We start from the raw sequence: 13,671 nt of genomic DNA, 5'->3' as shown, positions 1-13,671 counted from the left end.
ACCAGACCCCACATGCCGCCATCGAACGTGGCAAACACGTTCTTGCGCGCGGAACTCAGCGCGCAGGAACAGCGGCGTAGGCCCCACCCAGCGTCACGGTATTTAAGTCCGTTGCAGGCGCGCGGCGCCTGGCTGGGTAAGACGTGTGCATCGAATGCATCGATACCTGATGGCCGCCCCAAACTGCGACAGCCCATACTTGAGTGGCAATCCGCGTGCCCATTTTTGATGGGGACGCATCGCCTTGTGGCATACACAATTCCTTGTGCATGGAACGCATTATACCCAAAAGAAAATTTTGGGATGACAAGCGACTGAAATCCTTGATGAATTTTCACTTTTGCTGCAAAAATAGGCAGCCGAAAGCCCGCTGCAGCGGGGCTTCGACGCCCTCGACGGGCATCGATGAGACGCCGGTACAATCAACGTTTTTCCAGCGGCGCCGTCATCCATGAAAGTCACCTTGATCCCCGTCACGCCGTTCCAGCAGAACAGTTCGCTACTCGTTTGCGAGGCAACCGGACGCGCGGCCGTCGTCGATCCGGGCGGCGACCTGGATGTCATCCAGGGTGAAATCGCGCGCCAGAACGTGACGGTTGAAAAAGTATTCCTCACGCATGGCCACATCGATCACTGTGCCGGCGCGAAGACGCTCGCCACGCATTACGGCGTGCCGATCGAAGGCCCGCATCCCGACGAAAGCTTCTGGCTCGACAAGCTGCCGGATCAAAGCACGCGCTTCGGCTTTCCCGCGGCCGAAGCGTTCGAACCGGACCGTTGGCTGCAGGACGGCGAGACCGTTCAATTCGGCGACGAAACCCTCGAGGTCTATCACTGCCCTGGACACACACCCGGCCACGTGGTGTTCTTCAGCCCCGCGCATCGGCTCGCGCTGGTGGGCGACGTGCTGTTTGCCGGCTCGATCGGCCGCACGGATTTTCCGCGCGGCAATCACGCCGACCTGATCCGCGCGATCCGCGAAAAACTCTGGCCGCTCGGCGACGACGTCACCTTCGTTCCGGGCCACGGCCCCACCTCCACGTTCGGCGCCGAGCGCCGCACCAATCCGTATGTGGCCGACGGAGTCCAGGCATGAGCAGCGAAATCTATGTGAGCACCGATGTCGAAGCAGACGGCCCGATTCCAGGTCCGCACTCGATGCTCAGCTTCGCCTCCGCCGCATACACGGAAGACAAACGGCTGATCGCCACCTTCTCGGCGAATCTCGACTTGCTCGAGGGCGCCAAGCCGCATCCTGTGCAGGAAGCATGGTGGAAAACGCAGCCGGAGGCTTGGGAAGCCTGCCGCAAGGATTTGCAGGATCCGCAGGCCGCGCTGACGGCCTATGTCGAATGGGTCGAGGCGTTGCCCGGCAAACCTGTGTTCGTGGCGATGCCGGCCGGCTTCGACTTCACCTACATGTTCTGGTACATGATGCGGTTTGTCGGCCGCTGCCCGTTTTCGTGGTCGGCGCTCGACATCAAAACGCTGGCCTTCGCACTGACTGGCCTGCCGTACCGCAAGAACATCAAGCCGCGCTTCCCGAAGCACTGGTTCGACGAACATCCGCACACGCATGTCGCGCTGGACGACGCGATCGAACAGGGCGCGCTTTTCTGCAACATGCTCAAGGATCTGCGCGCTGTTCAGGCCGCCACGCCGGCGGCCAATAAAGATGGGGACGACTCAGGGCAAAACGCCGCTGAGGAACCGGCAAATTAGGTAATCTCCCTCGCCGAAGCCGGTTTCCGTTGCGTTTCGTTTTCGCGCCCTCTACTATGCGTTGATACGGCGACGCCAACGGAGGCGCAGTTGACACTCGATACCTTCTCTCAAAAAATCCTGCGCCTGCTGCAGCTCGACGCACGCCGATCCGTGCAAGAGATTTCCGATCAGGTCGGCCTGTCGAGCACCCCATGCTGGCGCCGTATCAAGGATATGGAGCAATCGGGGGTGATCCAGCGCTACACGGCATTACTGGATCGCGAAAAGCTCGGTCTGCACGTCTGCGCGCTCGCGCATATCCATCTCACGCGCCACACCGAGGGCGGGGTCGAACAGTTCGAGCGGGAAATCGCCACCTGCCCTGAGGTTACCGAGTGCTACAGCACGACCGGCGAATCCGACTACATCCTCAAGATCGTCGCGCCGGACATCAAGGCGTACGACAGCTTTCTGCACGAACGCATCTTCAAGATTCCCGCCGTCGCACAGGTGCGCACGAGCGTTGTGCTGCGCGAAATCAAATTCGATACGCAATTGCCGCTGTGAGGCTGAGCCGTAAGGGCATGAGACCGCCTCGTTGTGACGCTATACCGCCTCAACCTTAAATCCGTGCAGCCGGCACGATCTGAAACGGCGGCCCGTGCACGGCGGCTGATTCGGCTCATGCACAGCGGCTGATTCGACTCGCGCACGGCGGATGATTCGACTCGAGTAACGGCGATCAGGTGGCGCTGTGCGGTTCCGCAGCTTTGGCGCGGGCGCTGACGCCTCCAGACTCTGTCCCGGTCGAGACGCCGCTTTCGGCCGGTAGTGCATCCACCCCTTGCAGCACGTCCAGCTTGCGGGCACCCAGGCTGCGCTTGAGCGCGTCCAGATCGACGCGGGCAAGACATGGCGCATCGCTTCCGGCTGTGGGCGAACTCGCCGCCGGCAAAACCACTTCAACGTCGAGCCCCGTGCTCAAGTAGTGAATATTGACCGCTGCGGCCTTCACGCCACCTGCGGCGAGCGCGGCATTGACCTCGGCGACTACCCGATCCCGGTTTGGCAGATTGACGGGCGGACGCGCAACCGCGTCGTTCTCCGGGTCCACATGGATCAGCGCGTCGAGCACACGGTTGTCGGTCAGGATGCGCAAGCGCGCCGATTCGGCGATGTAGTGTCCCTCCGATACCGAAATCAGCGGGTCGACCAGAATGTGCGCATCGACGAGAGCGAAGTCGCCCATCTTGCGGGTGCGCATTTCGTGCACGTCGCGTACGCCGGGCGTCGCGAGCAACAGCGCGCGCATGTCGGCGGAGGCGGCCTGGTCGAGCGCGCGGTCGGAAAGATCCTGCAACGCGTCCCAGCCAAACATCCAGCCCATGCGCGCGACCATGAAGCCGACAATCGCCGCGGCGATCGGATCGAGCAGGCGCACGCCTGCGAGACTACCGACAATGCCGATCGCAACCACCAACGACGAAGCGGCGTCCGAGCGCGCGTGCCATGCGTTCGCAATCAGCATCGCTGAACGCACGCGTTGCGCTTCGCGCAGCATGTAGCGAAACAGGCTCTCTTTGGAAATCAGCACCAGCACCGCGACCGCGAGCGCGCTCATATGCACGGCGGGGATGCTTTGCAGATCGGCGAGACGCGTGCCGGCGCGCCACAACATACCCACGCCGACCACAATCAGCAGCGCACCCAGAAACAATGACGCAACCGTTTCATAGCGGCTGTGTCCGTAATTGTGATCCGCGTCGGGCTTGGCGCCACTGTGCCGATTCGCGATTAGCACGACAAAATCGGAAATCAGATCGGCTAGAGAATGGATACCGTCGGCAACCAACGCCTGCGAATGAGCAAACACCCCGATGACGATTTGCAGCGCCATCAGCACCGTATTGAGCGCAATACTGACAAAGGTACTTTTGCGCGCAACGCGATGTTTCTCAGCGGACTGGACGGTGACGGTGGAAGGCATATCTGAAACGAAGCAAAAAGTTCAATGCCTGCATTCTACCCGGGACATCTCGATACGCGCTGAATAGACCACAAAAAATCCTTTTAAATCAGTTGCTTATCTAAACGAAAAGCATTCGCGTTCCAGTTTTATGGAGCACGTGCGACAAAGAGCCTCGGCCAATTTTTGGAGGCAATAAAAAAACCGCGCCCTTGACGGTACGCGGTTCTTTCTCGCAACAGCAGACGCGATAAGCGCCGCTGATTGGCCTATTCGTATTACTTCTGGATCAGAAACTTCTCGCGATCCAGACCTGCGATCCAGCGCGGCGGCTTGCCACGGCCCGACCACGTGCTACCGCTATCCGGGTCACGATATTTCGGTGCAACGCCTGCGCGCGGGCGGCCGGCTTTAGCCGCCTTGGCACCACGGCCACCACCAAGCTCAGTCAGCGAAATGCCGTAATCGGTCATTTTCTGCTTGATCTCATTCAACACTTCTGCGTATTCGCGCGACTTTGCTTCTTCGATCTGCTTTTCAAGCTTCTCGCGCTGAGCGAGTAGTTCTTTGTAGGACGACATAGGTTCCCTTGTGTTTCGGATAAATGACTGCCAGTCTTAAGCCAGCTTGCCCTTTGAAGGTGTACATGCCTCGGAATTTGATGGCGAGATTAACACAAAATAGAAAGACTACAAAAGCGGCGCCGTAAAATTAATCTAAATTCGTTTCAAAAAATTTCACTCGACCAGGATGTTACGCAGCCCCTTTCAAATAGATAATTTTTCGAACTTTGCTGAAAAGTATGGCTACACATCAGTAATTATCAGATTAACTATCAATCCATGAAATTTAAGATAAGAAATCTGCACCAACATTTCATGCCATGAAAGCTTCGACATGAAATGTCGGAACATATTGGGATGCACGCTCCGTACTGTTATAGCGGCATAAGTGTTTTCCCGAAACAGCAATCAGGACTTAATCAGTATGGCGCTGGATGCAATCCTCGAGCGCCGCATGCAAGGTTTCAGTATTGAGTTTTGCGTCGTCAAAGACAAAACGGGTACGCACACCATCCCGCTTCAGATCGGCGCCATATCGATCGACGCCGAGCAATTGAAGTCCGCCGGCAACCGAGGGGTGACCGGCGAAATGTCTGATCAGCGCGTCTTCTTCATCGAAGCCGAGGGGCGGCAGTGGATCGAGTTCGGCGCCATCCAGCCAGCCCATCGCGCCGAAGCCGCCGATATAGCGCAATCGTTCGAGCCTCATTGCCCAGAACGTGAAGTCGCCGAGGGCAAGATATCGTTCCGCGTCCGCGTGATAGCGGAGATAGCGCTGCACGACTTCGGGAGAGGCGTCGACCGGTTCGAACCTGCCGAGCAAGGTGACACGCTGGCCGCTCAGCACGTCGCCGTCGGGTGCATCGACGACCAGAAAGCCGGCGCGCGGATCGGCGAGCAGGTTATGCGTATGCTCGGCGAGCCGGCTCACGAGGATCGTCGGACGATGCTGCAGGTCCGGTGCAAACGGCAGCACCGACGGATAAGGAAAGCCTTCCGGCTGACGCGCGTGGGTAGCGAGCGTACCAATAGCGGCTGTATGCAGCAGATGCAGCGGGGCGTGAGCGGGAATGTTCAAGTGCGCGTTCCTCAAGTGTTGGATCGACCCGCTCCAAGCATAAGACAGTGCGCTTCGTTAGAATCGGAAATTCGCTTTCAACGCGCTTTCTTGCGCGTTCCCTTTCACGAGATTTCTGTGTCCGACCGCTCCCCCGAATTCGCCACCCTCCCCGCAGCTCATCGCGATCTCTCCGACAGCGCCCGGCAGCGCGCGCGAATCGCCACGATGGCGGTGTTCTTCATCGCCGGCATGATGTACGCGTCGTGGGGGGTGCATGTGCCGACCGTGCGCGACCGTTTCCATCTGAACGCGGCAATGCTCTCGTTCGCGCTGCTGGCGGTGGCCGGCGGCTCGATCGGTGCAATGGCGACCACGGCTTCGTGGATCGCGCGGGTCGGCACGCGCCGCGCCTGCCTGACGGGCGGCCTGGTGATGACGGCGTGTGCGACGCTCATCCTGATCGTGCCGGCTTACTGGATGTTGCTGATCGTGCTGGCCTTCTTCGGCGCCGGCATGGCCACGCTCGACGTCGCGATGAACGCGGAAGCCAGCGCTGTCGAAAAAGCGCTCGGCCGGCCGATCATGTCGTCGCTGCACGGCATGTTCAGCGTCGGCGGCATGTTCGGCGCGGCGGTGGGCGGCGCCTTGCTGTCGCGCGGCATGGCGCCGGCTGTGCATCTCGCGCTAGCCGCGGCGGTCAGCGCGGCGGTGCTGCTCGCGGCCTGTCCTTCGGTGCTGCCGCACGTGCCGCACGCCGACCATCCCGACGCCGCCACGCCACGCGCCAATCGCTGGCGCTCGCCGGCCCTGTGGGCGCTCGGCGTGATGGCGCTGGTCGCCCTGATCGCCGAAGGCGCGATGTACGACTGGGCCACGGTCTATATGCGCGACGTCGTGTTGTCCACGCCAGCCCTCGCGAGCGCGGCCTACGCAGCGTTTTCAGGCGGCATGGCAGCGGCGCGTTTCGCCGGCGACGCCGTGCGAGCCCGCTTCGGCGCCCCGCAACTGGTGATGGCGAGCGCGTCGCTCGCCTGCGCGGGGATGGTCGGCGCGCTGCTGCTGCCGAACCCGGTCGCCGCCCTCATCGGCTTCACGCTGATGGGTCTCGGGCTGGCGAACATGATGCCCGTGCTGTTCGCGGCAGCGGCGAGCGTCAAAGGCATTCACGCAGCCGAAGGACTCGCGCATGTGGCCGGGCTGGCGTACTTCGGGCTGCTGCTCGGGCCGGTGATCATCGGCGCGGTGACGCAGGTGACCAGTTTGCCGATCGGCTTGTCCGTGGTGGCCGTGTGTGCGGCGCTAATCGCGATCGCAGGCCCGAAGGTACTGCGGCGTTTGAAGATTTGACGTAGACGCGCGCTGCCGCTGCATCGCCGCACGTTACGCAATATGAAAAACCCCAAGCTTACGTTACGTTACGCGAAGCCTGCACGCTGATGTGTTCCCCGCCACATCGGCTGCGTCAGGACGCTCACTCTTTTATGAGTTCGCCCCCAACATGTTGATTCATATGAGTTTATTCGACTCCTCGGTACTGCGAATATAAATGGCATAGGCCTTGCAGTTAGCTCCCCCAGCAATGTCCAAATTACGGGGGAGCAGACCATGAATCGCAATTTCAAACTATCGGCGATCGCCATGTGCGTGTCGTCGATGATCTTACTGACGGGATGTGGAAGCACGTTGGTCAAGCCGGGCACCGGAAGTGGTTCGGGTTCTGGCTCGGGTTCTGGTTCGGGCGGCGGAACGCCGACTCCTACACCGACACCGACGCCAACGCCAACGCCAACGCCGACGCCGACGCCGACACCAACTCCGACGCCCACTCCAACTCCAACTCCGACGCCGACGCCGACGCCCACTCCAACGCCGACACCCACACCCACACCGACGCCAACCAGCGCCAATCCGATCGGCGTCGTCGTCCAGAACACCGGCAATGTGGTCACCGCGACCGGCCAAACCGTCTCCGCGATCGGCAGCCAGATCGGCCTCACGCCGATTCCCGGCGCGAATCCGGCCACCACCACCGCGCTCGGCAACGTCGTGTCGAATCTAGGTGCCGGTGTCACCGCAGTCGGCACAGGCGCGGTGAACGGCCTCGGCCAGCTCGGCAATTCCAAGGACCCGCTTGGCACGACGCTGGCGAGCAGCGGCGGTTTGGTTTACGACGCAGGCCAGGCCGTCAACAGCGCCGGTCAGCTCGTGACGAGTCTCGGCAGTGGTCCCACCGCGCCGCTCAGTCCGCTGACCACGCCGCTCGGCAGCGTGGTCTCGACAGTCGGCAATACGGTCAGCGGCATCGGCACGCAACTGACCTCACAACTGACAACCGGCCCGATCCAGCAAGTCACGCAAACCGTCAGCACCGCGATCACGCCGATCACCACCGTGCTCGCACAAACGACTCAAACCGTCGGCGATACGACCGGTCTCGGTTCACCGCTGAACGGATTGCTGTCGACCATCGGTCACGGCCTCGACAGCGCGGGTACCCAGGTGAGCAGCGCGACCAACAATCCGATCGGCCAGAATCTCGGCAATGTCGTGACCAAGCTCGGCGACACCGTTACTTCGGCCGGTGGCCTGCTGACCGCGGGTGGTTCGAGCAGTGGCAACCCGCTTGGCGGCATCACCGGCATCCTGAATCCGGGCGGCAGCGGCAGCACCACGAATCCGCTGGCACCGTTGACCAGCATTCTCACCGCGCTACCAGGCACCTTGAGCGGCGGTCTGACCGGCGGCAGCGGTTCGAGCAGTCCGCTGGCACCGTTGACCAACATCCTCAGCACTGTGACCGGTAGCCTCGGTGGCACCTCCGGCGGAACGGCCAGCCCGCTGGCGCCGCTGACCAACGTCCTCAGCACCGTGACCGGTAGCCTCGGCAGCCTCGGTGGAAGCTCTGGCAGCACGTCCAGTCCGCTGGCACCGCTGACGGGCATTGTGACCTCGGTCACCGGCGCATTGAGCGGCGCGACCGGCGGCAGCAGCACCAGCAATCCGCTGGCGCCTGTGACGGCCGCGGTGTCGTCGCTGACAGGCGCCCTCGGGTCGGCGGCGGGTTCGAGCAGCGGCGGCGGCGGGACCACCAGCCCGCTTGCACCGATCACCGGTCTGCTGAATACCGTCACCGGCGCATTGACCGGTACGGCGGGGACTACCGGCGGCACGACCGGCGGCGGCTTGCTTGGCGGTCTGGGCGGTCTGACGACGAAGAAGTAACGAATACGAACAACGACAGCAAATAACGGCGCGACAAAAAACAGGCGTCAAAGGGGGGCGGCGAACCGGGTCAACCGGTTCGCCGTTTTTTTATCGCGGCAATGGCGGGAGTAAGAGATTCGCAATCCGGAGCGACTGCTACGGGGACACGGAAGCTGCACACGAGAGCAACTGCAACAAAAACATTCAAACCCCGTCCAGGACGCGGGCAGATTCAGCGGCACATCACAGTTCGTGATACGTAACGTAATTACTCGAGAAGTCGTTACGCTGCAGAAAATTAGTGAACGTCATCGTCACCGACGCGTCGAGTCCTTCCACGTAATGCCACCAGCCAATCGGCAGAAACAGCAATTCGCCGGGTTCAAGCGTGCATTCCAGCAGATGCGCATTGCGCATCGACGGGAAACGTTCGTGGTCGATCGCGCTGCCGTCCACCTGCGAATAGCAATGGAGAAAGTTAGCCATATGCGGCGTATCGGATAACGGCACCAGCTTGATCTGTTTGCGGCCCATCACCTGCGCCATGAAGTTATTGGTCAGATCATGGTGAAACGGTGTCTTCGTTCCAGCCGGTCCCATCCAGAAAAAACCGGTATCGGGCGATCCGGCATCGAGATATTCGCCGATAGCCGGCACATCGGACCATAACGCCGCGAGTGCCGCGCGATTGTGCGAGGTGTTATTGGCGGTCATGTAGAAATCGTTAGTCGGGCCGCTGCGCTCGACGAGATCGACATAATCGGCAAAACGCATCATGCGCTTGAGCTTCGGCTGATTGATTTCGTAATTCGCATCCGACTCGCGGCCGAACTGCACTTCGACTTCACAATCGCCGCACCGCTCGCGAAAGTAGTCGAAACTCCATTGCGTGCGCGCCGGCCAGAAATCGAAAGCGCCGGTGATAATGACCGGCCGGTTCTGAAAGTAGTACTGCTCAAAGAACGCGTCACGCGATAAGCGCTCGCGCCGTTCGATCACATCGCTGCCCGCGCGCATGCGATTGAGCGTGCCGTACACCGACAATATCCATTCACGTTTGCGCAAACGATTGCGCAAACGCGTGGCCCCGTCGAAGTAAGGACTCGCGAGCGCTGCCTCGATTTCGCGCGCCGCTTCGGCCGGGTCGAAACCGTGTCCGACCAGCGCACCGTGCAGAGCAGCGGGCGATGCGTCGAGCAGCAGATTCTCGGCAATCCAGCGACGCCAGCCGTTATCGATCGAACGCATCACAGTGGTCACGGCACTCTCCCAAACGACGTTCTCAAGCCCGTCAGCCTCTCACGCAAATGCCCAAAAGAAAAGGCACGCGAACCATACGGCGCGCGTGCCTTTTAACTACCTGATGGAAGACAAACAAAGCTGTCTTCCGTCATGCGGTTCTTACATCTTCACTACGTCGAGCAGCGTCTTCTTGCCGGCCTTGTAGTTGTACAGCGAGATCACGCCGTGTTGAAGGTCGCCCTTCGAGTCGAACGTGGTTTCGCCGATCACACCCTTGTAGTCGGTCGCCGGCATTGCTGCCAGGATCTTCGCCGGATCGGTCGAGTTCGCACGCTTCATAGCGTCGACGATGATGTACACAGCGTCATACGTGAACGGAGCGTAGATCTGGATCGGCTGACCGAAACGCTTCTGATACTTGGCGAGGAACGCTGCGCCGCCAGCCATCTTCTCGAGCGCCATACCGGCTTCCGAGCAGACGATGTTGTCGGTTGCGTCGCCAGCCAGGTCCGACAGCTTGTCGGTACACACGCCGTCGCCTGCCAGCACCTTCGCACGCAGGCCGAGCTGCTTGGCTTGCTTGGCGAACGGGCCGCCGGTTGCGTCCATACCGCCGTACATGATCGCGTCCGGGTTTTCGCCCTTGATCTTCGTCAGAATCGCGCGGAAGTCGACAGCCTTGTCGTTCGTCGCGTCATGCGACATCACGTTCAGGCCCAGCGACTTGGCGGTCTTTTCGAATTCGTTGGCGAGACCCTGGCCGTAAGCGGTCGAGTCGTCGACGATCGCGACGCTCTTCACTTTCAGGCCCTTGGCTGCGTAGTTAGCCAGTGCCGGACCCTGTTGCGCATCGGTCGCGACGACGCGGTACGTCGTCTTGAAACCTTGTTGCGTGTAGGCCGGGTTCGTTGCCGACGGCGAGATCTGCACGATGCCAGCATCGCTATAGATCTTCGAAGCCGGAATCGAGGTGCCCGAGTTCAAGTGGCCGACCACTGCGACGACCTTATCGTCAACCAGCTTCTGCGCGACTTGCGTAGCCGTACGCGGGTCAGCTGCGTCGTCTTGTGCGTCGAGTTGCAGCGTGATTTTCTGGCCACCGATCGTCAGGCCCTTGGCGTTGATTTCTTCAACAGCCAGACGCGCGCCGTTTTCGTTGTCTTTACCCAGGTGAGCGATACCGCCGGTCAACGGTGCAACGTGGCCGATCTTGACGACCTCGTCCGCCACCGCGCCCGTTGCCAACGACGCAAACAACATGGCCGCAGCGCTGATCGGCAACAGCTTTTGAATCTTGATGTTCATGTAAGTCTCCAGTTTCGGTCCCAAAAACAACGTAATCGCCCTGTGCCCCCGCTTCCCTACACGTGTCGCTCAGTCCCGTGGACGACCACGCCGGTTGCATCGTTCATGCACTTGGCCAGCACGTTCACCAACCTGTTTGTGGCAGGCGGCAACCCGTACTTGCGCGCAAGTGTAGGCCATCAAATTAAATTGTGGGACTTTTTTGAGGAAGTGGGATGAACACTAATAGCGTTTATCCAACAAGGACCGGTTACGGCCGGGCAGACAGGCTGGAAAGCACCAACCCATGCGGGTTTCCGCCAGGTAAGCGTTTGCTCTGACAACAAAGCCTAAAGCTTTTAGCGTGTTAAACCGTTAATGGTTCGAATAGGCATTGCGTTAAAAAACAAGGCGCCTCGCAGATCGCTGCGAGGCGCGCCTGGGTCATGCTGAATCAACGCTCGAGCGCGGCAATCCGTGCTGCTGCCGCCTGCCATTCCTGCTCGAGTTGCCCAACCAGTTCAGCGGCACCGAGGCCTTCCCGGCGCTTACGGCCAAGCGGCGCGCCCTGGCCGGACCAGAGCGACAGATAGTCGCCGTTACCCGCGCGGCTCGCGGTTTGCCGTAGTTCCTGCGTCAAGGCGTTTTGCACCGGATACGGCACGATCTTATCCGCCGACTCGCTCAAACGCTGCATCAACGGATTGCGTATGCCGCGCGCATGGCGGCCGGTGATCGCGCGCGTCACGGAAGTCGACGTGTCGGACATCGAACGTACGCGGGTTTTCCATGCCTGCGGTATCGCACTCTCCAGACAGGTGAGGAAGGCGGTGCCCATCACCGCGGCTTGCGCGCCGAGCGCGAGCGCGGCGACGATGCCGCGTCCGTCCATGATGCCGCCGGCGGCCAGCACCGGCAAACCGGTCGCGTCGACGAGTTGCGGCACGAGCGCCATGGTGCCGACCAGCGCCTCCTCGAATGCGCCGATGAAGGTACCGCGATGCGCGCCGGCCTCCGCGCCTTGCGCCGCGATTGCATCGGCGCCCGCGTCGCGCCACGCGACACCCTCGGCAACATGCGTCGCGGTGCCTATTACATATAGACCGCTTGCATGCAGACGAGCGACGTCCTCAGCGGAAAGCAGCCCGAACGTGAAGCTCGCCACCGGCACGCGCAATTCGATCAGCGTGTCCAGTTGCGCGCGGAAATCCGGCGCGTAACGTTCGAGCGGCTGGCCCGGCGGCAAACCGAGGTCCGCGCGCAGCGGATCGATTGCTTCGAGCGCGTGGCGCACGGTGGCATCATCCGGCGCAGCTGGCTCCAGCACGAACAGATTCACGCCAAACGGACGATCCGTCAGCGCGCGAATCGCCGCGACCTCGCTCGCAATCTTCTCGGGCGACAACGCCGCCGCCGCCAGAAAGCCAAGACCGCCTGCATTCGATACCGCGGCGACCAGCGCGGGCGTCGTCGCGCCGCCGGCCATCGGCGCCTGCACGACCGGCACACGCAATTCGAAACGCGCCGCAAACGGCGTCACAAAATTGTCTTCGTTCATGTTCGTTTCCTGTCCCAACAACGCGCTCGCGACACGGGCAAGCAGATACGCCCGACTGTACCGAGCCACGTCACGACGGAGAAATGAATTATCGAGAATGTTTCAATCGTCTTACGAGATGGCCGCCGCATGACGAGCGTTGTCAGGTCGCGCGCGGCCTCACTGCAAGCCGTTTCTTTTGATGGCAAACTGATCGGCCGCTTCAGGTATTCAGGCCTCTGGCATTCATTCAGACCGACTCCGCGCTTCAACGACGCGCGGGTAAATGGAGAGCAACATGAGCACGACTTCCCGCTGGATTGACATTCCTGCCGGCAACGACAGCTTCGGCGGCTATCTGGCGCTGCCCAAAGGCGGCAAGGGACCGGCCGTCATCATCATTCAGGAAATCTTCGGCGTGAACAGCCATATCCGTTCGATCGCGGATCAGTATGCGCAAGACGGCTACGTCGCACTTGCACCGGACGTGTTCTGGCGCGTGCAGCCGCGCGTCGAATTGACGTATGACGGTGCGGATCGTGAGAAAGGCATCGAGTTGATGCAAAAGACCAATGTCGATCAGGCGGTAGCCGATATCGGCGCAGCAGCCGCTGCGCTGCGCGCCATGCCGGAAGTGACCGGCAAGGTTGCGGCGATCGGCTTCTGTTTCGGCGGCCAACTCGCGTATCTGGCAGCCGCGCAAGGCACGCTCGACGGCGCGGTCGCTTATTACGGCGGCGGCATCCAGAACAAGCTCGATCAGGCCGCGAAGATCAAGGTGCCGATGCAATTCCATTACGGCGAACTCGACGCGCATATTCCGCTGTCGGCTGTCGGCCAGATTCAGGAGCGTTTCGCCGGTCACGCCGTTGCGGAATTCAACATCTATCCGAACGCCGATCACGGCTTCAACTGCTCGGACCGCGCGTCTTATAACCAGCCCGCGGCGGCGCTCGCGCATGGTCGCACGCTGACCTTTCTGGGTGAGCGGTTGTAACTCGCGGTTGTAACTCGCGGCTGCAATTCACGGCTGCAATTCACGGTTGTAATTCACAGCCGTAGTTCGCGATCACAGTTCGCAGCCGTAACTCGCACCTGCAACCCGCGGCTG

Annotated in this window: 12 protein-coding genes; 6 read left to right on the top strand and 6 right to left on the bottom strand. The window is 61.1% G+C overall.

Annotated features, from left to right (window positions below; genetic code table 11):
* Positions 1–451 precede the first annotated feature (451 nt).
* From ACOSV0_RS00900 to ACOSV0_RS00890, 3 genes are all read left to right on the top strand, one after another.
* Complete coding sequence (locus tag ACOSV0_RS00900) at positions 452–1,096, top strand: MBL fold metallo-hydrolase (RefSeq protein ID WP_434108126.1); 645 nt, start codon at positions 452–454, stop codon at positions 1,094–1,096.
* Positions 1,093–1,722 (top strand): exonuclease, encoded by a 630-nt coding sequence (locus ACOSV0_RS00895; RefSeq protein WP_434108125.1) that lies wholly within the window; start codon positions 1,093–1,095, stop codon positions 1,720–1,722. Before ACOSV0_RS00900 ends, ACOSV0_RS00895 begins: the two co-directional genes overlap by 4 nt.
* A 90-nt stretch (positions 1,723–1,812) precedes the next feature.
* Positions 1,813–2,271 (top strand): Lrp/AsnC family transcriptional regulator, encoded by a 459-nt coding sequence (locus ACOSV0_RS00890; protein ID WP_012431468.1) that lies wholly within the window; start codon positions 1,813–1,815, stop codon positions 2,269–2,271.
* 175 nt (positions 2,272–2,446) lie between these two features.
* Here ACOSV0_RS00890 and ACOSV0_RS00885 read toward each other — a convergent pair whose 3' ends face one another.
* From ACOSV0_RS00885 to ACOSV0_RS00875, 3 genes are all read right to left on the bottom strand, one after another.
* Positions 2,447–3,691, bottom strand: a complete 1,245-nt coding sequence (locus tag ACOSV0_RS00885) for a cation diffusion facilitator family transporter (RefSeq protein ID WP_434108124.1) — start codon at positions 3,689–3,691, stop codon at positions 2,447–2,449.
* A gap of 257 nt (positions 3,692–3,948) precedes the next feature.
* A complete protein-coding gene (locus ACOSV0_RS00880; RefSeq protein WP_120297377.1) occupies positions 3,949–4,251 on the bottom strand; it encodes an H-NS family nucleoid-associated regulatory protein in 303 nt (100 codons plus the stop codon).
* A gap of 397 nt (positions 4,252–4,648) precedes the next feature.
* Positions 4,649–5,311, bottom strand: coding sequence for a HugZ family protein (locus ACOSV0_RS00875; RefSeq protein ID WP_434108123.1), 663 nt, complete (start codon positions 5,309–5,311; stop codon positions 4,649–4,651).
* A 117-nt stretch (positions 5,312–5,428) separates the two neighbouring features.
* Between ACOSV0_RS00875 and ACOSV0_RS00870 the strand changes: the two genes are divergently transcribed.
* Together ACOSV0_RS00870 and ACOSV0_RS00865 are read left to right on the top strand one after the other, a co-directional pair.
* Positions 5,429–6,640, top strand: a complete 1,212-nt coding sequence (locus tag ACOSV0_RS00870) for an MFS transporter (RefSeq protein WP_434108122.1) — start codon at positions 5,429–5,431, stop codon at positions 6,638–6,640.
* A 258-nt stretch (positions 6,641–6,898) separates the two neighbouring features.
* On the top strand, positions 6,899–8,515 hold the full coding sequence (locus tag ACOSV0_RS00865) for a collagen-like triple helix repeat-containing protein (RefSeq protein ID WP_434108121.1): 1,617 nt from the start codon (positions 6,899–6,901) through the stop codon (positions 8,513–8,515).
* 225 nt (positions 8,516–8,740) lie between these two features.
* Here ACOSV0_RS00865 and ACOSV0_RS00860 read toward each other — a convergent pair whose 3' ends face one another.
* The 3 genes from ACOSV0_RS00860 to ACOSV0_RS00850 form a co-directional block, all read right to left on the bottom strand.
* Positions 8,741–9,745, bottom strand: coding sequence for a cupin-like domain-containing protein (locus ACOSV0_RS00860; RefSeq protein ID WP_434110358.1), 1,005 nt, complete (start codon positions 9,743–9,745; stop codon positions 8,741–8,743).
* A gap of 153 nt (positions 9,746–9,898) precedes the next feature.
* Entirely contained in the window at positions 9,899–11,044 is a 1,146-nt protein-coding gene (locus tag ACOSV0_RS00855) for a branched-chain amino acid ABC transporter substrate-binding protein (RefSeq protein WP_054037935.1), read from the bottom strand.
* A gap of 433 nt (positions 11,045–11,477) precedes the next feature.
* On the bottom strand, positions 11,478–12,581 hold the full coding sequence (locus ACOSV0_RS00850; protein WP_434108120.1) for an NAD(P)H-dependent flavin oxidoreductase: 1,104 nt from the start codon (positions 12,579–12,581) through the stop codon (positions 11,478–11,480).
* A gap of 277 nt (positions 12,582–12,858) precedes the next feature.
* Here ACOSV0_RS00850 and ACOSV0_RS00845 point away from each other — a divergent pair, with 277 nt between their 5' ends.
* On the top strand, positions 12,859–13,557 hold the full coding sequence (locus tag ACOSV0_RS00845) for a dienelactone hydrolase family protein (protein ID WP_434108119.1): 699 nt from the start codon (positions 12,859–12,861) through the stop codon (positions 13,555–13,557).
* Positions 13,558–13,671 lie beyond the last annotated feature (114 nt).

The organism is Paraburkholderia caffeinilytica (assembly GCF_051027425.1).
Taxonomy (GTDB): domain Bacteria; phylum Pseudomonadota; class Gammaproteobacteria; order Burkholderiales; family Burkholderiaceae; genus Paraburkholderia; species Paraburkholderia caffeinilytica_A.
Note: the sequence above shows the minus strand (reverse complement) of the source record. Positions and strands in the feature narration are given on the sequence as shown.